The sequence below is a fragment of the Cryomorphaceae bacterium genome (assembly GCA_007695365.1).
Taxonomy (GTDB): Bacteria; Bacteroidota; Bacteroidia; order Flavobacteriales_D; family SKUL01; genus SKUL01.
In genome coordinates this window covers 52,658-74,959 of the sequence record REDV01000070.1, presented here as the reverse complement: position 1 = coordinate 74,959, position 22,302 = coordinate 52,658, and the positions used below count along the sequence as shown (strand labels likewise).

12 protein-coding genes are annotated in these 22,302 nt (G+C 47.7%); 3 read left to right on the top strand and 9 right to left on the bottom strand.

The features are described from left to right. Positions 1–151: 151 nt before the first annotated feature. From EA392_05435 to EA392_05405, 7 genes are all read right to left on the bottom strand, one after another. Complete coding sequence (locus EA392_05435; GenBank protein TVR39876.1) at positions 152–685, bottom strand: hypothetical protein; 534 nt, start codon at positions 683–685, stop codon at positions 152–154. A 62-nt stretch (positions 686–747) separates the two neighbouring features. Next, complete coding sequence (locus EA392_05430) at positions 748–2,100, bottom strand: hypothetical protein (protein ID TVR39875.1); 1,353 nt, start codon at positions 2,098–2,100, stop codon at positions 748–750. 40 nt (positions 2,101–2,140) lie between these two features. Continuing rightward, positions 2,141–3,040 (bottom strand): oxygen-dependent coproporphyrinogen oxidase, encoded by a 900-nt coding sequence (locus EA392_05425; protein ID TVR39894.1) that lies wholly within the window; start codon positions 3,038–3,040, stop codon positions 2,141–2,143. Beyond that, the gene (locus EA392_05420; GenBank protein ID TVR39874.1) at positions 3,040–4,872 is read right to left on the bottom strand and encodes a LysM peptidoglycan-binding domain-containing protein; all 1,833 of its coding nucleotides are present in this window, start codon (positions 4,870–4,872) and stop codon (positions 3,040–3,042) included. The genes EA392_05425 and EA392_05420 overlap by 1 nt, the downstream gene beginning before the upstream one ends. Next, positions 4,829–6,358: a glutamine-hydrolyzing GMP synthase gene (locus EA392_05415; GenBank protein ID TVR39873.1), complete on the bottom strand. Its 1,530-nt coding sequence runs from the start codon at positions 6,356–6,358 to the stop codon at positions 4,829–4,831. Before EA392_05415 ends, EA392_05420 begins: the two co-directional genes overlap by 44 nt. A gap of 77 nt (positions 6,359–6,435) precedes the next feature. After that, positions 6,436–8,037, bottom strand: a complete 1,602-nt coding sequence (gene bshC, locus EA392_05410) for a bacillithiol biosynthesis cysteine-adding enzyme BshC (protein TVR39872.1) — start codon at positions 8,035–8,037, stop codon at positions 6,436–6,438. Between the two features lie 86 nt (positions 8,038–8,123). Continuing rightward, positions 8,124–13,781, bottom strand: a complete 5,658-nt coding sequence (locus EA392_05405) for a T9SS C-terminal target domain-containing protein (protein ID TVR39871.1) — start codon at positions 13,779–13,781, stop codon at positions 8,124–8,126. A 337-nt stretch (positions 13,782–14,118) separates the two neighbouring features. Here EA392_05405 and EA392_05400 point away from each other — a divergent pair, with 337 nt between their 5' ends. The 3 genes from EA392_05400 (at position 14,119) to EA392_05390 (ending at position 16,208) form a co-directional block, all read left to right on the top strand. Then, on the top strand, positions 14,119–14,670 hold the full coding sequence (locus tag EA392_05400; GenBank protein ID TVR39870.1) for a LemA family protein: 552 nt from the start codon (positions 14,119–14,121) through the stop codon (positions 14,668–14,670). A 5-nt stretch (positions 14,671–14,675) separates the two neighbouring features. Then, positions 14,676–15,629 carry a protease gene (locus tag EA392_05395; protein TVR39869.1) on the top strand — a complete coding sequence of 318 codons (954 nt, stop codon included), beginning with the start codon at positions 14,676–14,678 and terminating at the stop codon, positions 15,627–15,629. 102 nt (positions 15,630–15,731) lie between these two features. After that, positions 15,732–16,208: a DNA starvation/stationary phase protection protein gene (locus tag EA392_05390; protein ID TVR39868.1), complete on the top strand. Its 477-nt coding sequence runs from the start codon at positions 15,732–15,734 to the stop codon at positions 16,206–16,208. Between the two features lie 74 nt (positions 16,209–16,282). Here EA392_05390 and EA392_05385 read toward each other — a convergent pair whose 3' ends face one another. Both EA392_05385 and EA392_05380 read right to left on the bottom strand, forming a co-directional pair. Continuing rightward, the gene (locus EA392_05385; protein TVR39867.1) at positions 16,283–18,151 is read right to left on the bottom strand and encodes a tail fiber domain-containing protein; all 1,869 of its coding nucleotides are present in this window, start codon (positions 18,149–18,151) and stop codon (positions 16,283–16,285) included. Between the two features lie 149 nt (positions 18,152–18,300). After that, on the bottom strand, positions 18,301–22,239 hold the full coding sequence (locus EA392_05380) for a hypothetical protein (GenBank protein TVR39866.1): 3,939 nt from the start codon (positions 22,237–22,239) through the stop codon (positions 18,301–18,303). Positions 22,240–22,302: the final 63 nt, after the last annotated feature.

The following is a 22,302-nucleotide window of genomic DNA, read 5'->3' as shown; positions in this document are numbered from 1 at the left end:
CTTGTTTTCCGAAGAAAAAACGTGCTATTGCGCGTTGAGGCCCGCCCTGACGAGCCCGAACAGCTTTCCAAATAGAAGACTTTTAGTTCTTCAAACTTCTACGTCCGTGCGGATGTCTTTCAGCAAATTGAGAGCGTGCCTTACAAAGGTATCACAGTTTGCCCGAAAAGTAGTCGTTCTTGTCTGCAAAAAGAACGTTAAAGGTGGTCATGCTGCCGTAGGCACGGGTAATGTATTGTTGCAGATGAACCTTATCGTTGTCGTCCAGTTTATCGTGTGAGTTGATATTTTGCTCCAGTACCCGCAACCTGTCGCGCATCATGACGATTTTATGGAAGAAAGTTTCGATAGGAACTTCTTTGGATTGCAGTTCAGGGTTTGCGGGCACCATCATGAGCTTGCCGCCTTTCCACCTGGGCGCCATTTCAACAGGATAACTTATCGCATTGGTATCGTTCAATACCTGCCGAAGTGCCTTTCGCACATCGTCGAGACTGAGCGAATTGTCAGGAGCATCGGCGGCAGGTTCCAGCAGTTTAAGGCCTTGAAAAGAACGTGATATTTCCTTGTCGCCTTCGCCTTTAAAAAACACATTGAAGGTGCTCACATTCATACCTACTACGATTCCTGTTCCGAAAACCGGGTGGCTTACACGTGCACCCACGGTAATTACATCTAAGTCCATGAAATACTTGTTTGCTTGTTGGGTGCTAAGATACGCAGAGTAACATGTGGTGGTTTCGTCAATCAGCGCACAATTACACGCGATTCACCAACAAATTCATTGCGTACGTTAAAAAAGCGGAGATGATACCATCCAGCATATGTGAATATCAATTCATTTGGATGATTCACCCAATACACTCTGCCCTGAATATTTGTAATCTGGACGCTTTGAAATTGCGTATCCGATGCAAGCAATGTGCCCCGCGTTACTGGATTTGGATAAACGCTGACGTAAGGAATTTCACGATTTTGCCCGAGGTTCAACAATTCATCAAAGAAGTCGTAGGCCAGAAAAAAACCCTGGTCAAAGTCACCCGTTAAACCCGCAAGCAGAAATCCTGTTCCGATGGCATTACGGGCAGCAAAGGCCATGTCATTGTTGTTGTCAAAATGATAATAGCGCCTGTTGATTTCCTGGCCATCCTCATTCACAAGTATGGCCATGGCATCTACATTCGCAAAATCGTTTTCGGGGTTCCTTCCATATCCTCCGAGCAGAAAAAGACCTTCGCTAACTTCGCACACGGCAAAAGCGGCGTCACTGAATGGTGAGCTTTGCACATAAACCTGCACGACGGGTTCTCCACTTCCGGTAAAACGCGCAAAGGTGGGTTCAAAAGCATCCCATGTGGGTCCTGCGGATTCGCCAACCACCACAATATCGTTGGACGAAGTAACGACCAAATCAGTACTGCCACCGTTGTAACCATTGAACTCGAAGTACTCCCACTGTTTCGCTCCTCCTGCAGAAAAACGGGCCACATAGAGATTGTATGGACCGTTGTCCACCTGCCTGTCGCCGGTTAAAACGTATTCATTACCGTCAATCACAGCAACTTCATGAGCAACATCGTTTTCGGGATAGCTTTCGGTGTACTCCCAAATTAAGTTGAATTGAGGCGTAAACTTTAACAGAACAGCGTCATTACCCACGTTATTGGCAGCACTCACATGACCGCATACCACAATATTACCGTCAACATCCACATCGAAGCTTTTGAACTCTTCGTTGCGGTTGCTCAGGCCATAACTCAACCAATTAAGCTGATTTCCTGAGGTATCCACGCGCATCAAGAAGCCATTGATATCGCCAGCAGGCACTTGCACTAATCCTACCAGCAGCAGATTTCCGTCCACATACTTCATCCTCAGAGGAACCATTGAGCCGGAAAGACCAAAATTCCAGGTCTGTTCCAGCGTCCCATCAGCACTATGTCTGGATAGATGCATGGCGATATGGCCAGGAGTAATGGTCTCAAATCCACAGTAAAAAATGGTTCCCGATGGGAGCTGCACCACATCTTTTCCGCTTTCACTCAAACCGGCATTGCCCCATTTTTTTTGAAAGGGCTGCATTTGGCCAAACAGAGCCAACGATAAGACTGAGAGTGCAAGCGCAAAACTATACTTCATATCAATGAGTTATCCACTTTTGAGGATTGCGAAGATAGTGCAGGGTTTCCGATTCGGGCGAACCCACTTCGGGCTCAAAATTGTATAGCCACATGGCTTCTTCGGGCAGGCTCATAAGAATGGATTCGGTTCTGCCATCGGTTAACAACCCGAAACGGGTTCCTTTGTCCCACACAAGATTGAACTCAACGTAACGCCCTCTGCGCAGCTTTTGCCACTGTTTGTGCTTCTCCTCAAAAGGTTTGTTGCGCCCCGGATTAGCCGCGTTGGCGTACAGGGAAACAAAAGACCTTCCCAACTTTAGTGAATAGGCAAAGAGCTCGTCTGCACTGAGTGGCTCGCCGGGCTTCAGCCTGTCGTAAAAAACACCACCTATACCCCTGGTTTCTTTGCGATGACCAAGGTAAAAATACTTATCAGCCCATGCACTGTGTTCAGGGTAGAATGACGGGTGAAACGCATCGCAAATCTCCTTCAGTCCGCGGTGAAATGCCACTGCCATCTCCGGCTCTACATAGTGTGGTGTCAGATCTATTCCGCCACCAAACCAGCTTAATCCGTCTGCCATTTCGAAATAGCGCACATTCATGTGAATGATGGGAACAAATGGATTGTGGGGGTGCAAAACTATGGACACTCCGGTTGCAAAGAAACCTCGTTCAGCGCTACCGTATTCAAGGGCAATTTCAGCGGGTAATTCTCCTTTCACTTCCGAGAAGTTCACCCCGCCTTTTTCGATCAAATCGCCGTGGGAAAGAACCCTGCTTCTACCCCCTCCGCCTCCCGGTCGATCCCAGCTATCTTCATGAAATTTCCCCTTTCCATCCAGTGCTTCCAGGCCGGTGCATATCTCGTCCTGTAATGCGCGATAGGTTTCAGCTATTTCTCTTGTAGTAGGCATCAATTAATGGGCTGCACCTGGTAATCATTGTACTGCAGCAAATAGATGTGATTGTTGCGACAACCATTGGATTGACGGGCCATATGAAAGCCCATGTAGAGGCCGCGGTATGTATTCGTATCGAAATGGTCAGGAAAATCAAGGCCGTACTTTTTCATGGCGCCAAGAAAGTACCAACCTACATCAAAACCCATAAAGGCATATCCGCCATTGCCGGGCGGGCGGTTAAACGCTTGGGCATAAAGTTCGGTGAATTGGTGATGATCCTCGCGGTCAAAATTCAGAAAGGTGGTTGCCGGGATGGTGAGGTTGAATCTGTTTTTGTACTGCATATCCACGTTGTGGTAATCCATCCATTTTTCCATCCCCATCACAACCAAATCATAATCTCCTGACTTGATATTGCTCAGGCGGTTCATCAAATCGCTCACAAAACCCAAATCCATAGATGGCACCACAATAATGTTCTTCTTGCCCGATACCAATTTACTTTTCACACTTTCAATTCCGAACTTATCCAGCTTAACCGGCTGGATAGTGTCGCCTCTGAAGTTGCCTTGGTAAGATTGTAGAAAATACTGCAGATAGTCATGGTCTTTGAACTTGTCACTATCCACCACTACAACATTGTCGTTCAAGTGCATTCTTGCCACATAACGCCCCAGAAACCTCATCTGATCGAGATAACTGGCGTGGAGTACACAGCTTGTTGGGTAGTTGGTTCGAAGCATTTGATTGGCCACCGGTGAAACGATATGGATGCCTCTGGAGGCTGCAAATTTTTCGACTTTCTCAAAACTTGTTCGGTGCAGCGGCCCCACAATCAAATGCATTTGTCCGAGCTGCGGATCACTCATTGCCTGTTGGATATCCACAGGAGCTTCGCCCACATCGTACAGATACAAATCTACATTCATTCCCTGTGCTGCAAGAGAGTCGGCAGCAATTCGGAAACCCCGGTAAATCTCTACAGCAATATCGGTAAGTGCATTCACAGCCAACGGCGAAGTAGGATCGAGATTTTTGAATATACTATCCTGAAGATCAGCAGAAAAAGGAAGCATCAGTGCCACCCGGTAACTACTGCGGGCACCGGTGAGAGCAGGAAAATCATCCGTTACAATCAAGGTATCTGCTTTTGCAGGTGCATTCATCACAAACTCCGGGTTTGGCAATGGAATGCGCAGCATCATACCTGCTTTAAGTCCTTCGGGTAAACCATCGTTTACAGCGGTAATTTCCTCAACGCTTATTTCGTACTGTCTTGCAATGCTGTACAAGGTTTGGCCGGGTTCTACAAAATGACGCAAGAGGCTATCGGGCTCGGCCGGCTGAATGATTTGCTCATCTTTTACCTCCACATCACCCACGTATATCCTGAGCGTTTCTCCAATCTGCAGCCCCTTATCTGCCTCCGGGTTATGCTCAAGGATGCTGTTTACATCCACGTTGTATTTTCGGGAGATGGAAAAAAGCGTTTCTTTTCGCTCTACTTTGTGATTCAGAAACTTTCCGTCCATTTCGGGCGGGTTATCGCGGGCTGCTTTCCGATCTACTTCACTTGCCGGAATGACTATCTCGTCGCCAATTAGCAAGCCTGCACGCGCTTCGGGGTTGTGTTGCAGGATGGTTTCGACCGAAACCGAATATTGCCTGCTGATGGCGAACAGAGTATGGCCTTTTTCAACCACATGCACCGTATAGCGCTGGCCGTCAACCCTTCTTGTTTCCTGTCCGAAAGCGACGGCAGAAAGCAACAAAACAGCCACGAGCAAAATCGCCCGCAAACTATTCCCATTCAATAGTGGCCGGTGGTTTGGAGCTGATATCATAAACAACGCGGTTAATTCCTTTTACCCGATTAATAATCCTGTTACTGATGGCCGCCAGAAAATCGTACGGCAAATGACACCAATCGGCTGTCATTCCATCTGTGGAGGTTACAGCACGCAGGGCTACAGCGTTTTCGTAAGTCCGTTCATCACCCATTACGCCCACCGACTGAACAGGGAGCAGTATTGCCCCTGCCTGCCAAACTTCGTCGTATAGTCCGTGTTCGCGCAATCCTTCAATAAAGATGTAATCGGCATCTTGCAAAAGGCGTACCTTTTCGGCAGTTACCTCACCTAGAATACGTATGCCCAGCCCGGGGCCGGGAAAAGGATGACGCCCCAAAATGCTTTGTGGCATATTGAGGCTTGCTCCTACCCTTCGAACTTCGTCTTTGAAAAGTGAGCGCAAAGGCTCCACCACTTTCAGTTTCATGAAATCAGGCAGTCCACCCACATTGTGATGCGACTTAATGGTAGCTGAAGGGCCTTTTACCGACACAGATTCAATCACATCGGGATAGATGGTACCCTGACCCAACCATTTTACATCCTCAATGGCATGTGCTTCCTCGTCGAACACATCAATAAACACCCGGCCGATGGCCTTTCGTTTCTCTTCGGGGTCTGTGATATTGCTCAGGGCACTGTAAAACTGCTGACTGGCATCTACACCTTTTACATTGAGCCCCACACCTTTGTACCCTTCAAGTACGGATTGAAATTCATGCTTTCGCAAGAGGCCATTGTCTACAAAAATGCAGTAGAGGTTGGCTCCGATTGCCTGATGAAGTAACATGGCGGCCACAGATGAATCAACTCCTCCGCTCAAGCCCAACACAACCCTGTCGTTGCCGAGCTGCTCACGAAGTGCGGCAACGGTGGTTTCTACAAAGGCTTCAGGTGTCCAGTCCTGTGCACAACGGCAAATATCTACAACAAAGTTTTGCAGAAGCACTTTGCCTTCGGTGGAGTGGTATACTTCGGGGTGAAACTGTATTCCGTAGGTTTCCTCGTCCTTAATGTGGTATCCTGCCACACGCACATCGGGTGTACTGGCCACAATTTCGAAGTGTGAAGGAAGTTCAGCAATGGTATCACCGTGCGACATCCACACCTGACTGAAATTACTTACGTGCTTCATCAATGCATGCTCCTTATCCACAAAAGAAAGATTCGCCCGACCGTACTCGCGTATTTCAGAAGGCTTTACCGAACCACCTCCTTGCTGTGCCATCCACTGCGCGCCATAACACACACCGAGTAAGGGCATTTTACCACGGATGTGGGTCAAGTCCGGATGCGGAGCGTTTTCATCGTGAACCGAAAACGGGCTACCCGAAAGAATAACGCCTTTTACATGGCTGAGGTCTTCGGGAATATGGTTAAACGGATGAATTTCACAATACACATTCAGCTCTCGTACTCTACGGGCTATCAGTTGTGTATATTGCGATCCGAAATCGAGAATGAGGATCATTTCTGGCATGCGGCAAAGATAGAAGAGTTACGGGTAGGGCGCTTACACGAAACCGCCAGTTTTGAACAGCTTTTTCCCCGTTCAAATTACTCGCTTGGCGAATGATTGTCTACGACAATGGTGAAGGTTTTTTCGAGCGGTTCTAACATTGAGGAGATCTGCTCTAACCAGGGGCTTCCGTACTGAGCGTGGTATTGAAAATAGTTATCATGCCGCTCCTGCAGGCCGTTATTCGGGAAAAACCGATCAAAAAGCGCCTGAATGCGGTCGATGGTTTGACGATTCTTTCTTTTGGCTGCGCGAATAATTCTTTTTTCGATGAATTTCAACCCTTTGTGGGTTCTCGCTCCTTCGGCCATCACCATTTTTTCGAGGGTGGGATCTACTGACGCTGCGAGAGATGACAATTGCTCGTAGAGAGCTTCCAACTGATTGTATTCCGAACTCATATCCAGATCCTCGTCGGCCTGTTCGCGCACGAAGGCTTGTATCAATCGCTCTGAGTCACCAAAAAAGTCAGTAACATCGAGGTTGAGTTTTCGGATGTTTCTCATATCCGCTGCGGAAACCCACATGGAAGAGTTCCTGAGTAGTAATACCGGAAAGGGTAAGCCGGCAGCGCGAAAAGTATCTTTGAGTTGAAACCAGTATGCCAGTTCGCCTCCTCCTCCCACATAGCAAACATTCGGAAGAATCGTTTCCTGGTACAAAGGCCGCAATATCACATTCGGGCTGAAGCGCTCCGGGTGATTGTGCACCAACTCAAGCAACTCATTTTTACTGAACTTTAAATCGGTATGCAGCACTTCAAATCCATCGGATGTCGCTACAATTCGTTCACGCAACTGATGATCCAGATAAAACAGGTTCAATTCACGAGGATGAACCTGCACCTTGTAATGGCCTGCCAGTTTGCCCGATGTGGCACTCACAGCCCGAAATGAAAACTGCTCGTTGATTTCTTTCTCGATGTGGGGAGCAAACAGTTGCTTGAGTGAAGCATCATCGCCGTCTATGATGAGAATCTTTTCAAGTCCGAAAAGTTCGGCAACCAGTTGCCGCGTGGCTGTAGCCAGGGTCTGCCCGGAATTGCCATAAGTGCGACGCAGGATTTCCATTACCTCTTCTCTGTCAGGAGCTTCGCCGAGGGCTTCTTTCATGGCCCCGAGTACTTCTTCCATACCTTCCAGCTTCATTCGTCCCACGGCTCCTGCCTGACCGCTCTCCCACTCTATCTTTTGGTTGTTTACGTAGCAGTGATTAACCTCGTCAAAGTCGTGGTCTTCGGATGCCATCCAGAACACAGGCACCACATCCAGAACGTTTCGAGCTGCATTTAATTCTTCCGACAACCTGATGGTAGTGAGGATTTTGTACACAAAATACAGCGGACCCGAAAACAAGCAAAGCTGGTGGCCTGTGGTGACCGTAACACAATTCTTCTTCGCCAGCCGATGAACCAACTCGGGAACCCGGAGACCTGTATTTGTGTACTGAGACGAAAGAGCATCAACAAGTACCTGACGATGTTTAAAATCATTGAGTTTTTCGTCTGCCTGTCCAAGCATGCCCTCAATGTCCGGTGCACGGTGATAAAAGGGACGAAGATTTACATGTCCTTCGAGGTAGTCGTGAACGAGGTCGGAAAACCTTCCGGTTTCGCGATAAGAGAGTTTGACTTTAAACATCAGGGGGCAAAGTTAAACTTTGCCCCCTGAACCACTCTTGTGAAAATGGGCGCTCTATCGGATTTCAGATAGAACGGTCTATTTCATTATTGTACAACCAACCTTTCAGCAGCAATCCATTTTCCATCCACTGTCATTTGCATGATGTAAATTCCTGAAGCCAGACTTCTGCCCAACTCAATGGCTTCGGTGTGGCGGCTGCCCTCGTAGTTGAGCGTTGCGCTGTGCAGCACCTTGCCATATACATCATGGAGTTGAACAATGGCTTGCTGATGGTTGTCAGGTAATTCATCTGCCTCGAGCCAAATGACTGTACCACTCATGGGGTTGGGATAGAGCGTTACATTGGTTTCTGCTTGCAGGGTGGCTTGCTGTCCCTCAGGCATCGGGCTTTCCTGACCGGGTGAGGCAATCGTAAAGGTGCAAACAGGCCCCCATGAACCCAGCACACCGCCTTGCTGAACACGAACACTTGCATTATACGTTCCGGGAGTCAGAGCCGGGTTCACGTCATTACTGCTCAGGAGCACCGCTGCGTTGGGTCGGGTAGCCATGCTGGTTATGCCGGTTGAGGAATTCACCAATTGAAACTCGTAGTAATCGGCAATACACACACTCTGCGCGCTAATTACAGTATTTAACGAGCCATAGGTGACCCCACAGTGGTTGGGGCGAACCTGGGTCATTGCGGGTGGCCCAAGGGTGATATTATGGACGTTTCCGAAACCACTCCAGGCATCTCCGATGGCGGCTTCAACCGCCACCTGATAGGTCTGCATGGGTTGCAGTCCTCCCATCCACGAAAGCCTTACGGAGGGATTTCCGGTTCCACGGGTGTAATAGATTTCATTTCCATTGTTCGGGTCTGAATCCGGATCCAGGCGCCAACGGTAGTCTGTGGCACCGCTAACAGCGTAGGCAATCATCAGGTCACACATCACGTATGGATCTCCGGCGCCGTTGGTTACATGGTACTCCGGCCGGAGTTCAGTTTGAGGTACTTCGGATGATGTAGTGATGGTGCAGATATCTCCGTATTCGCCCCACTCTTCGTTTACCCGCGCTTTTACTCTAACATCATAAGTAACATCGAGTTCTATTCCGTCAATCCAAGACAACCGCATCCAGGGGTTGGAGGCGTTACGGGTGTACTCAGGCAAGGTGTTTCCCCCCACGCTGAATTGCCAACGGTATGCCGTTGCGCTCTGAACAGAAATGGCCTGAATAAAATCGCCAAGGGCGTAGCCTCCGGTGTTGCAGAAATTAGGATGGACCTGGGTTGTGGGCACATTACTCTCAAAGCCAATAAACACTTCGAATGTATCTGTGCAATTATTGGCATCGGTTACGGTGCACAGATAGGTACCGGGAAACACTCCAAACAAGGTCTGACCGGTTTGCATAAAGGGGTCATTCCACTGATAACTATACGGAGGCTGACCACCTGTAACAGTAATGGTTGCTGAACCGTTGGCGTAACCTATGGTGGCCCCGGAGGTTGTGTAAGTGTAATCGAGCTCACATTCCTCTTCACATGGAAGATAACCAACCTGCAACGCATTGGATGTACCCGACGGTGTTGTGACCAATACATCCAGGTTCTCGCCGGTACCTGCAGGAGCAGTAACGATAATCTCTGTTGATGTAGCCGAGGAAATCGCAGTCAGCACTCCCCCAATTGTTACGCTTGTTACACCACAAAAATCACTCCCTTGAATGGTGAGTGGAACTCCACCTTCACAAGGAATCGCAATCGGGTTGACAGAAGTCAAAACAGGTAGTGAATAGTTCACCGGAATGGTGTTTGATACCCCTGATGGTGTGGTAACGGTGACACCCACACCGGTGCCGGTACCCGGAGGAGTTGTGGCAACGATCTGGGTAGGATCTGCCGATACAATAGGGGCGATCACCCCGCCAATGGTCACGCTGGTGGCATTGCATAGGTTGCTTCCTATCAGGGTGATGGTTGTATTTCCTTCACAAGGAATGAGAGCCGGCGCAACCAAAATCAGACCCGGCGCTTCGTAACTAACCTGCACCGCGTTTGATGTGCCGGATGGGGTGCTCACGACAACGTCTAAATTCAATCCGCTGCCCGGAGGAGATGTGACTTCCATTTGCGTTGGGGTGATGGAGTTGATGGAGGCAGCTACCCCGCCGATGGTCACCGCAGTTGCATCGCAGAAATTGGTACCGGTAAGGGTGAGCGTTGTTCCGCCTTCACAAGGAATATTCGAGGGAACGACAGAAGTCAATACCGGCGCCGCATAGCTCACAGCCACGGCATTTGACACGCCTGAGGGAGTGGTCACCACCACATCGAGGTCTACACCGCTGCCCGAAGGAGCCGTTACGACAATTTCTGTTGGTGTTACCGAAGTAATCATTACAGGACTGCCACCAATCGTTACACTTGAGGCACTGCAAAAATCAGTACCCAAAAGTGTTAAGGAGGCTCCTCCTTCGCATGGAACAACGGAAGGCGTAACAGAATTGAGCACTGGTGGGGCGTAGCTTACAAGCAGCGCATTAGATACACCAGAGGGAGTGGTTACAACTACAGATAGATTTGAGCCTGTTCCGGGCAGTGCTGTAGCAATGATCATGGTTGGGTCAACCGACATAATCGGAGCGTTCACCCCACCGATGGTTACGCTGGTTGCATCACAAAAATTGGTTCCCACCAAGGTCATGGTAATGTTTCCCGCGCAAGGAATGGTAGTTGGCGCAACAAATGTAAGGTTGGGAGCCTCATAGCTCACAGAGAGGGAATTTGAAACCCCTGAAGGAGTAGTCACCACCACATCCAGGCCAGACCCGGAACCCGGCAATGAAACTACTTCAATTTCAGTGGGTGATACCGAGTTGATAGTCACGGCTTGCCCGCCGATGGTTACAGAGGTAGCATCACAGAAATTGGTACCGGTAAGGGTGAGCATTGTTCCGCCTTCACAAAGAATATTCGAGGGAACGACAGAAGTCAATACCGGCGCCGCATAGCTCACAGCCACTGCATTTGACACGCCTGAGGGGGTGGTCACCAACACATCGAGGCCTACACCGCTGCCCGAGGGAGCCGTCACGACAATTTCTGTTGATGTTACTGAAGTTATTGAAACTGGGGTACCTCCAATGGTTACGGAAGATGCATTACAAAAATTACTACCCTGAAGGGTGAGCAAAGAACCGCCTTCGCACGCTGGTTCAGCCGGAGTTACCGAGAACAAAAAAGGAGCAACATAATCCACAGTCAAAGGATTTGACACACCCGACGGCGTGGTGACCACTACAGGAAGCCCCGTACCTGTTCCGGGAGGAACCATGACATTGACTTCGGTAGGACCTGATGAGATAATGGGTGCGCTCACACCTCCTATCGCTACACCGGTGGCATCGCACAAATTGGTTCCTATCAGGGTCACTATAATACCACCTTCGCAGGGGAACGTGGGAGGTGATGCCAATGTAAGGACCGGGGCACCGTAGCTCACAGGGAGGCCGTTGCTTACTCCTTGCTGAGTGGTAACGATTACATCCAAACCCACGCCACTTCCGGCAGGTGCAGTAACCCAAACAGAAGTCTGGCTGGAAGAAATTATTTCCGCGTTTTGGCCCCCTATGCTCACACTGATCAAATCACAAAAATTGGCCCCTTCTATCTGGAGCTCAACGCCGCCCGCACACGGGATGGTAGCTGGCGTAACCGACGACAAAACAGGAGATACAACACATTCAGAAACTTCTTCTTCCACCAGGCAGAATGGAAAAGAAACTTCAAACCCGAAATCAGGCGTAAGCATTTTTACCAGGGTATCACCGCTGGCACTGAATACTGCAAAATCCCCATCTACTGAACATGACCCGTATTGCGATCCAAAAAGTCCATCACCAAAACCGTCCGACACAATAAGTGTGTAGCACCCTTCACTCAAACACACCTCAGTGGTGTAGGTTTGGAGTGATGCGTAGGCTCCTTCCTGCACGCTGAATACACTGGCACCGGTGCTATCCGTTATCTCCCATGAACTTTCTTCTCCCCAACAGTCGGTAGTAAAAAGCACAGTAACCGGGTCATTGAAAATACAACTACCATCATTGCAGGTTGCGTTGGGATCATAATTACAAGCCGCTGGGTCAGTGCATCCCAATGGGCTGTTTTCGCCCATCAATGAAATGCCGTTTATCTCTTCATCGCAGTCAGAATTGCCCACCACTTCCACCGTTAAATCAATGATGTCGTTTTGGCCGTAGATCCCAAAAGTGTAAATACCTGCCGGTTGGTTGGTGGCTACCTGCACCTCCGGAGCGCCGTTTACCGAGGCGAAAATGTTGTAATTTTCAGGATCTGCGCCATCCTGAATGGTCAGCATGATCTGAAAATCTTCAGCTTCGCAATCTGCAATCAATTCGTACTCCAGTAAAGGCTTACAAGCCTGAAAAGGCGTACAATCACCAAGGCAAACCGCATTGTGCACGCGACTACGAATCAGGTCACCAGGCTGTAGCCCAAAACCATTCGAGAGATTTATTCCTACACCGCCGATGAGGTGACAGTAACTCATAACAGTGCCGCCATTGGACGGAATGGGACCTTCACAGCCCTCCGAAAAGCCAGCCGCAGGTCCACAGCCATCAATGGCCGGGTTTCCTGATCCATTCCACGAACAACTATGGGTGTGAGGTGAGCCGAGGTTGTGACCAAGTTCATGCGTCACAACCATGACAGACCAACTGTAAGTCGGAACATTTTGATACGTGCTACCAATTCCGCTGTAAGCTGTTCGCCAGAATTTGTTACTACATACAACGTCGAGGTATGCAACTCCGCCTCCTCCGCCATAGCCCACAAGATGCGCGTAATCACCGTTAAAAACCCCGTTCAGTTCATTTGTGAATTGATTCAAAAACTGACTTGCGCCCGGACCGGAATATGGGCTCGGTACATCCCAAATGATCAACTCAGAGACTGTAAAATTGATGAGTTCATTGGCATACAATATACCCACCTGATTGAAAAGCCCTAGAATGTAATCGGCAGTGGAAGACAGTGAGCCTTTGTCAAGAAACACGTTATGGTTTACCTCAACGTACTGATTCACACAGTTACTGGCATCCCTTGCGCCTCCTTGTATTTCATTTCGGAGCTTACCCCGTAAATGAACCTCTTCATCTACAGCACAGCCTAATTCATTGTTTACCAATAGATCACTGTTTCGATAGACAACGTAATTCTCAGATTCTCCCAATTTAGCCAGTGTAAAATCCCGATCAGAGAAGGAGATAAAAACCATTACCTCATCTTCACCAATAGATACTGACACAAAGGAGCCGGGCGCATCTTTTACCACACCCCAGAACCACTTGCCCTTATAGTCCTGAATCGGATAATCTCTCCTTGATGCAGCAATCAACGGCAGGTTTCCTCCAACAGACGGCGATGGCACCAGCCACAGCTCCATACTTCCCTCCGGGGTAGGAACATTCATTTTAACACGGCCGGCCTGAGATGACAATATGCTTTGAATGTCCTCATTGCGAGGGCTCAGCACAATGCCCCTGCTTAAAACACCCCTGTAATCCGGGTGATTCTCCGTTATGGTTTCAACTTCATCAAAAAGGTTTGTTGCAGGTAGCCGGACGTAGTCCAGTTGGCCGCCCATATCAACGATATCTAAAAATCCCTGCGCAAGAATAACTTGCACAGATAAAAACAAGGTTAAAAGAGTTAGGGTCTTCTTCATGGCTGGTAATGATTAAGAAAAAAGGAGATCTGGTCAGTTCTACTTGTTACAATAAAGGTACTGAAAGGTTTATGTATGCGGTAAAATGTTCGCCAAAGCACATCTATTCATCCACTGAAAGGCTCCTTTCAACGACAAACAAAAACCAACAGAATACCGATTGGCGCAACATTCATGTACGGGCTATGTAACCCATTCAAGTATATGCAGATGGCATTGGATCAAAACCTAACAATCAAGACTTTGTTTAATCGCGTCGCTCTGGTTAAACTTTCATAACGAAGCCTTGGGGTGTGTCGGTTTTGGTACATTTGCAGCCACCTAATCTACAACTGTTATGTTAATCGCAATTGGAATTGTTATCATTCTGGTTATTTGGATTGTAAGTATCTATAACCGACTTGTAAAACTTCGTCTTAGACGAGAAAATGCTTTTGCCGACATTGATGTGCAACTTAAGCAGCGGCACGATTTGATTCCACAATTGGTAAACGCCGTAAAGGGCTACATGCAGCACGAAGAAGGCGTACTGACCAAAATTACTGCAGCGAGATCGAGAGCCATCAATGCCAGCGGAATCAATGATAAAATACAGGCCGAAAATGAGTTAACCCAGGCTTTGGGTGGATTAAATATACAGGTTGAGGCTTATCCTGACCTGAAAGCCAACCAGAATTTTATGCAGCTTCAGGGCGAAATATCTGATATTGAGAACAAGCTGGCAGCGGTAAGACGCTTTTTCAATTCGGCTACACGCGAGCTCAATACCGCCATTCAGACCTTCCCGAACAACCTGTTGGCTGGCCCATTTGGTTTTAAAACCCAGCCTATGTTCGATGTAGGTGCTGACCGCGAAAGACTTGACCAGGCGCCCGAGATTAAATTCTGATTTTGATGGCTGCATATACGGGTATTCACACGCAAATTGCGCGAAACAATCGGCTATCGGCCATCTATCTGATGGCTTTTCCGCTGCTCATCTTTGCCGCTGTTTGGGTCTTTTTTTTCCTGTTGGCAGGCTGGACGGAAGAACCGCAAATGGCAGACCCGGTATCCTCAGCTACTGATTTGTTTGTAAACGCATTACCTGCTATTACCGCCGTTGTGCTGATCTGGTTTCTCATTGCCTATTTCGCCAACACTTCAATGATCCGGGCAGCAACAGGAGCCAAAACGCTAAGCCGAAAGGAAAACATGCGAGTGTACAACCTTTGTGAGAATCTCTGTATGAGTCAGGGTATGGCCATGCCCAAACTGAACATCATTGAGAGCCCGGCTCTGAACGCTTTTGCCAGTGGTATCAATCAAAAAACCTACACTGTTACCCTCACCAGGGGAATTATCGATAAGCTGAACGACGAGGAGTTGGAGGGCGTTATTGCACACGAATTGATGCACATCAGAAACCACGATGTAAGGTTGCTCATCATTTCAATCATATTCGTTGGGATTTTCTCATTTGCCGTTCAGATTGCGCTGAGGAGCTTCTTTTATGGAAGCATGGGTGGAAGACGCAGCAAGGACGCTGGTAAGGCTATGATCATAGCACTGGTCATTGCTTTGATTGCCTACTTCCTCTCACTGATTTTCAAATTTGGCTTGTCACGAAAAAGAGAATATATGGCCGATGCCGGAGCTGCTGACATGACAAAGAATCCGAGGGCATTGGCCAGTGCTTTGCGAAAAATTTCCGGCAATCATCAACTCGACGTGAACGATGATGTGAAACAACTTTTCATAGAAAACGAGCCTCAAAAAGACAGCAAGGAGTTTTCGCTCAACCTCACAAGCTGGTTCGCCACTCATCCCCCTATTGACAGGCGAATTCAGGTTCTGGAGCAATTCTAACCCTGCCAGTCCACAGGAGTTTTGAATCTTTAACAGTCATTTTCTGAATGTTCAGCTCCAATTGATTATCATTGAGGTGAACCCAAAAACAATTAAACACTTATGAGTACACATAGTAAACTTGGCTTTTCAGAAGAAGAGACGAAGGAAGTTGTTGATGCGCTCAACAAATTACTGGCTAACTACCAGGTACATTATCAAAAGTTGAGAAACTTTCATTGGAACGTGGAAGGCAAAGACTTTTTTGAGTTGCACGACCAGTTTGAACTGGAGTACGATGCGGTAAAACTGCAGATTGATGAAATAGCTGAAAGAATCCGGGTTTTTGGAAAAAAGCCTATCAGCTCGATGGCCGGATACCTGAATACCTCGGAAATTGCCGAGGCTTCTGAGGAGACTCCGTCGGATGATATGGTAACGGAGATTTTGAAAGACTTTGAGATTCTGTTCTCGTTCTTAATTGATACCATTGAAGCGGCCGGTGAAATCGGTGACAGCGCAACCGAAGATATGGCCACGGGATATCTGAAGCGTTTAGAACAACGCCACTGGATGTTCACTGCATGGAACAAAGGATAAAACTTCGTAAAAGCTGAAAAGCAAAGCCGCTTACAAATTGTGAGCGGCTTTGCTTTTTGGCTTAATATCCTAGCCTACTTTTCGGCAGAGGCGGCAGTGCCGTTCATTTCGAGCACCAATTTTTCGAGTTGTTCAATTCTCTCTTCAAGAGAAGAAATTTGTTCTTGCTGTTCCTGGATGGCATTTACCAGAACCTTGCTCAGGGCATCTCCTTTCAGCACACGCAAATCACTCAAACCTGAGGGGCCTTGACTATCGTCCATTACCCGAACCATGTAGGGAGCTATGCTTTCAACATCCTGGGCCAAAAATCCGATATAGGGCGTGCTCAAATCCTGGTAGCCTGATAGCTCATTGTACCTGAATTCAACAGGGCGGAGCCGCAGAACAACCTGCAAACCATCGTCGAAAGAGCTCACATCTGTCTTTAGTCGTTGATCCGAAAAAGTATCCCATTCACCACCTCCGGGTTTACCGGCGTCGCCATTTACAGAAAGTGTTTGGGTAGGATTAATGGTGTTGATACCTACTCGTTTGTCGTCGAAGTGCCCTGACATGAGCACACCTGCTGAGCCGGCTGCATTTGACAGCAGAAAACGATTATTTGCCGCGCCAGTGTAACCCGCAATCGATCCGCTCCCTGATTGTGATCCAATGTACACATTTCCGGAGCCGGAAGTGACGTTACGTCCTGATTCCCAACCAATAAAAGTATTTCTTTCGCCGCTTGTACTTAGCTGACCGGCTTGGGTTCCAACAATTGTATTTCTCATGGCACCATTCTGGAGATCTCTTCCTGCCTCAGAGCCAACGGCAACGTTGCTGTTTCCTGCTGAATTCTCGCCGACAGATCCGGAAGACTGAACTCCTGAACCGGCTCGCTTACCAATAAAGGTATTGTCAGCTCCCGTAACTACCCATTGCCCACTTCGCTCACCAACAAAAACATTTCCATTAAATCTAACCGCTCTGCCAGCCAACGTACCGATGATCACACAATCTGAAGGGCCAAAGGTGCTATTCACACCCGAATTTGCGCTCCAGCCAATTATCACATTTCGGGCAGAGTTCTCGTTTGTTAAAGCTGCATCGGTTCCTATCACCACATTGCGATTGTTGGTAAAATTCAATCCTGCGCTGTGACCCAAGATAATATTATCATTTCCCGCTTGATTCATTCCAGCCCTGAAGCCCAATACAATATTGCGGGCACCCCCTGTTGTAGTGTTCATACCTGCCTCTGCACCAATCCACACACTTTCCTGACCAGCCGGTGCATTGGAAAAGGCATCTGCTCCGATGATGGTCATATTTGCTCCGGACCCCATAGCAGCCCCGGAACCACTGCCAATAAAAGTATTGCGAAAGCCTACTGAAGAAGTACCTGCCTGGTACCCAAAATAAGTATTGTTGTGATTTACAGTGACACTACCACCTGCTTGAAAACCGAAGGCAGTATTGTGATAGCCGGCAGTATTGCTGCCAAGAGCCTCAAAACCCAATGCTGTTGCGCCTTTTGTTCCAACAACATTGCCGGCTGTTAAAGCCTCATAATCCAATCTACCTGCAGCGGAATTGTTCACCCTGAACATCATGGCTGCCTCATCCAGTGTTCCTAAGAAATTCACCGATGGGTCTGTTAAGTCATTACCTTCAAGTAACCAACCATCACCACTACTCATTAACGGACGCCACACCGTACCATCGAAATACCAGAAATTGTTGTCAGCCGTGTCATATACCAGCAAACCTTGAGCCGGTCCGGGAACACTCATGTGATCATTGACACGTGGAATAAGAATTCCTTTGTCATTGGATGTTATTTCCAACATTGCAGACGGATGAGGAAGATCGCCCGTTTCATTAATTGCTACGTTTTGCGCAATCGCATATTGGCAAACTGCACAGAATATGAAAGCAGAGTAAAAAAACTTAGAAAGCATCGCTTGTTGCGTTAACTAGTGAGTTTGGTCGGTCATGACCAAATATAGTCATTCAAAAGCCAACGACCAACAGTGTTCATTATTTCCAAAGACGACAATTGGTTTTTCAGGCCAAATAAAAACTAACCAAAGAATACAACCACAATTACTTAATCCAACTGAACATTGGTTTCTCTGTTCCAGGTTAATTCAGTAATGCTAGCGCCATTCTTAAAATAATACTTACCCGTTTTGTCTATGACTTTTCGATATTCGTCGGCTTTGTTACCGATCACCACAATTCGGCGAATGATAACTTTGTTTCCCACATTGTCACTTTCCTCGGTGACACCCTGCGGATATTCCTGTGCAAGTTGAGAAAGGTAGTAGTCGTTGTAATCTTTTGGTTCGGCTGCACGTAGTTTGCTCAGTTCCTCTCTCGACTTCTGGGCACGCTGATCTGCCCGTGTTGCCAATTCGCGCTGTTGATCCTGAATAGTCGTTCTGCGCTCAGTGATTTCTTTTTGGTTTTCGGTAATAACCTCCTGAGATCGACCAGACAAGCGATCTTGTTCTTGCTGCAGCTCTTTTACCCGAATCTTGGCTTGTTCAATCCTCTCCCGCTCTGCCATAATTCGGCGCGTATCTTGCTCGCTGAATTCTTCTTTTTGATCCATCAAACCCGCTGTGAGATTCTCCTGACGCGTCGCCTTCTCTTCGAGAAATTGCTGAATTTCCTCTCTAATCTCTTGTGCCCTTTTGTATGACTTGAGGCTTTTTTCATTCTCTTTTTCACGTTTCTCCAGCAGATAATAGTGGTGATCTGTAAACCTTTGGTCAATATCAACTACCCGTTGCGCATGCGATATTTCATTACGCGCCACAAGGTCTTCTATGAGCTTGATCTCTTCGTCTATTTGCTGAAGGTTGCGATGGATTCGCTCCATCTCCTTGCTTCGCTGATCAATCCACCCCTGGTCGGTGGCTTTTTTATAGTCTTTCACTTGTATTGCTTTGCGCTCACGACTCTGCTCTGCTCTGTTCATGCGCTCCCGGTTTTCTGCAAGCAGGGTTTCAACTTCATCCAGTCTGCTTGAGGCCACTTCCATTTCTTTATCGCGCAGGGTAGAGTGCATTTCCTTCTCTTCTCTTTTGATCCTTTTTATTCGCTCGTACTTTTCAGCCTCCTCCCGCAATCGAGCCTCGCGCATAAATCGCTCTGCTTCATCTTCGTTTCTTGAATCCACGGTATTTCCCTTACCGCGAGATTTACTTCTTCGCGACTCATCTTCAGCCATTTCTTCTTCCTGCCGGCGCTTTTCAGCCAGTTTACGCTCTTCTTCTTCCTCGAGTATGCGCTCAATTTCCTGAATCTTAGATTTGGGATAAAACTCTCCCGGCTTGAGTGCTGAAGCTTCTTTGTAGTTGCGCAGTGCTACTTTATACTCGCTCTGCCCGAATTTTTTATCTGCCACCTCAATCAAGGTATTGTACTCTTCTTCCTCAGCAGATTTTTCGGCCATCAGAGCAGCTTCCTTTTTCCTTTTCTCTTCTTCTTTTTCCTTTATCCTCCGATCTCGCTCGGCTGCTTCCTCCTCCGCCTTAATCCGTTCATCCCGATCTTTCAATCTTCGGTCTATCTCAGCCAGTTGCTCTTTTGAATACGTATCGTCCGTCTTAACCTTCAGCGCTTCCTGGTATTTCTGCGTAGCAAGGACGTAGTTCTCTCCTTTCATCGCGGCGTCGGCCTCGGCAATTAACATATTGTATTGGCGGTCGGCATCACGCTGGCTTTGCATTTCTCCTAAAAGCCGTTCAGCATCGGCCAGTTTTTTCTGAACTTCTACATCATCGGCAATAAGTTCCAGGGCTTCGCGGTATCGAATTCCAGCATTTTTATATTCCTTTTCGGCCATCTGCTCGTCGCCCTGCTTCACGATTTTGTTAAATTGTTCTCGCAGCTTTGCCTGGGCTGCTTCTTCGGCAGCTTTGGATGCTGCTTCAGCCTGCTGGGCTGCCTCTTGTGCCGCGAGTTCTTCTTTTCGCTTGCGGTCTTCAATCATTTTTTGGGCTGCCTCAATTTGCTGCGATGGGTATTTCTCTGCGGGGTTTACCTCCAGTGCACGCTCGTACGCTTTGATTGCAGATTCAAAGTTTTGGGCCTGCATTTTTTGGTCGGCTTCCGCAATGGCTTGCTTGTAGTTCTCTTCGGCATCCATTGCGGCACGAAGTTCTGCAAGCAATTTTTCGGCTTCCTTGATTTTCTTCGGCAAATGCTGATTTTCGGGCTTCAGCGAGAGTGCCTCTTCGTAGCGTTCGATGGCATCCTGGTAATCCTTTTTCTTAAAAAAGCCATCACCCTCTTCAACAAGGGCATTGAAACGTGCAAGTTCTTCTGCTAGTCTTTTCTCCTCTGCTTTACGGGCCTCTTCTTCTTTGCGTTTTTCTTCCTCGATACGCGCCATTTCTGCCAACAGATCGTCTATTTCCTTGATTCGTTGCGACGGATAAGGTAAATCTGATTTAAGCTTTGCGGCACGCTCAAAAGCAGTTCGGGCCTGTTGGTATTGCTCAGCCTTGAAGGCATCGTCACCTTCTTTTAAGGCAGCAGCGTATTCTTTGTCGAGCTCGCGCTCTTTTTCAAGCGTGTCTTTCGCCGCAATGGCATCCTCGCGCTTCTTTTTTACCCCCTGATTATCTGCGTAAATTTTGAGCGCCTCATCGTAGTGGCCGATTGCCTGATCATAATCTTTCTTTCCAACTGCAGCGTCTCCTTTTGATACCCACTCCTCAAACTGAGCCTGCCTTTCAGCTTCCAAACGCTCTTCTTCTTCCCGCTTCGCGATTTCGTCCAGCTTTTTTCTTGCTAGTTCAATTCTTTCTGCAGGATGCTTTTCGTTGGATTTTACCTTCAGAGCGGCTTCGTAGTCCTTTATGGCCTGCTCGTAGGCTTCAGACTTAAATGAGGCATCCGCCTTGGTCACAAGGTTATTGTACTCTTCGTCCTTCGCTTTCTGCTTTTCATATTCTTCGAAGGCCTTTTTGGCGTCTGCCAGTTTTTTAGCAACATCTCCATCCTTGGGTTTGATGGTAAGCGCCTCCTCGTAATTGGCAATGGCATCGGGATAATCCTGTGCCTTTAAAAGATTATCTCCCTTTCTTACCAGTTCCTCAAAGCGGGCTCTTTCCTCCTCTTCCTTCTTTTTGGCTTCAAGGCGGGCTTTGGCATCGGCTATTTGGTCTTTGGGGTATTTTTCATCTTTTCGGATGGCCAATGCCTCTTCGTATTTTTTGATTGCGAGGTCATAGTTTTCATTCCGCATGGCATCGTCGCCGGATTTTAGTGCGGCTTCGTACTTCTCCATCTCCGCGTTGGCCGCATTTTGCTCAGCAAGCTTCTCTTCAGCACTTTTGAGCTTCATGAGGACCATTGGATTGCCTTCCTTGAGCTTAAGGGCCTCCTTATAGTCGGCAACCGATTCGGCATATTTCTCATTGAGAAAGGCCTTATCAGCCTGATCAACCAGTTTATCAAACTCTTTCTCCAGAGCCTGTAGCTCTTTTTCTTTATCTTTATCTGCCTGTTGTTTGTCTTTATTTCCTCGCTCCCATTCCCGCATCAGGCGATTAATCTCATCCTTGATTTTTTGGGTATAGGCAAAATCGAACTCAAGTGCACCAGTGTTAGGGTTGTACTTCGCCTTTCCAATTGGATTATCGAGTATGGATACATCCAGACCTTCCTGCTCCTCAAAGAGGCTCATTTCTATGTTCAAGGAAAAACCCGCACCGACGTCCTCTTCAGGAATGTTGCGGGAGTCCATGTACACGCTTTTACCAACAAAACCAGAGCGGCCAAACTTGATGTCGTACTCTTTTCCGAGGTCGAGAAAAAATTCGTATTTCCCATTGTTTCGGGTAACGTATTCGTCAACCTTGACACCATTGTGATATGCAGTGATGGTTACGTTTTCGAGTTTCTTGGAGTTGGCATAGTCTTTCACCACTCCAAAAATGTATAACTCTCCCTGCCCGAAAGCGGGAAAGGCGTTACCCAAAAAAATCAGGACAACAGTAAAAAGGCCTGTAAAGAAATGTTTTCCTTGCATTCTGATAGTGCGCTGAACAAATATCGTGAAAAAATATCGGTCAGCTTCTTATGACTTAAAACG

Bases quoted from the DNA above. Each gene is read 5' to 3' on its own strand.
- EA392_05405 (TVR39871.1), bottom strand. From the start codon at position 13,781: ATGAAGAAGACCCTAACTCTTTTAACCTTGTTTTTATCTGTGCAAGTT.
- EA392_05425 (TVR39894.1), bottom strand. From the start codon at position 3,040: ATGCCTACTACAAGAGAAATAGCTGAAACCTATCGCGCATTACAGGAC.
- EA392_05395 (TVR39869.1), top strand. From the start codon at position 14,676: ATGGCTGCATATACGGGTATTCACACGCAAATTGCGCGAAACAATCGG.
- bshC (TVR39872.1), bottom strand. From the start codon at position 8,037: ATGTTTAAAGTCAAACTCTCTTATCGCGAAACCGGAAGGTTTTCCGAC.
- EA392_05400 (TVR39870.1), top strand. From the start codon at position 14,119: ATGTTAATCGCAATTGGAATTGTTATCATTCTGGTTATTTGGATTGTA.
- EA392_05390 (TVR39868.1), top strand. From the start codon at position 15,732: ATGAGTACACATAGTAAACTTGGCTTTTCAGAAGAAGAGACGAAGGAA.
- EA392_05420 (TVR39874.1), bottom strand. From the start codon at position 4,872: ATGATATCAGCTCCAAACCACCGGCCACTATTGAATGGGAATAGTTTG.
- EA392_05380 (TVR39866.1), bottom strand. From the start codon at position 22,239: ATGCAAGGAAAACATTTCTTTACAGGCCTTTTTACTGTTGTCCTGATT.
- EA392_05385 (TVR39867.1), bottom strand. From the start codon at position 18,151: ATGCTTTCTAAGTTTTTTTACTCTGCTTTCATATTCTGTGCAGTTTGC.
- EA392_05435 (TVR39876.1), bottom strand. From the start codon at position 685: ATGGACTTAGATGTAATTACCGTGGGTGCACGTGTAAGCCACCCGGTT.
- EA392_05415 (TVR39873.1), bottom strand. From the start codon at position 6,358: ATGCCAGAAATGATCCTCATTCTCGATTTCGGATCGCAATATACACAA.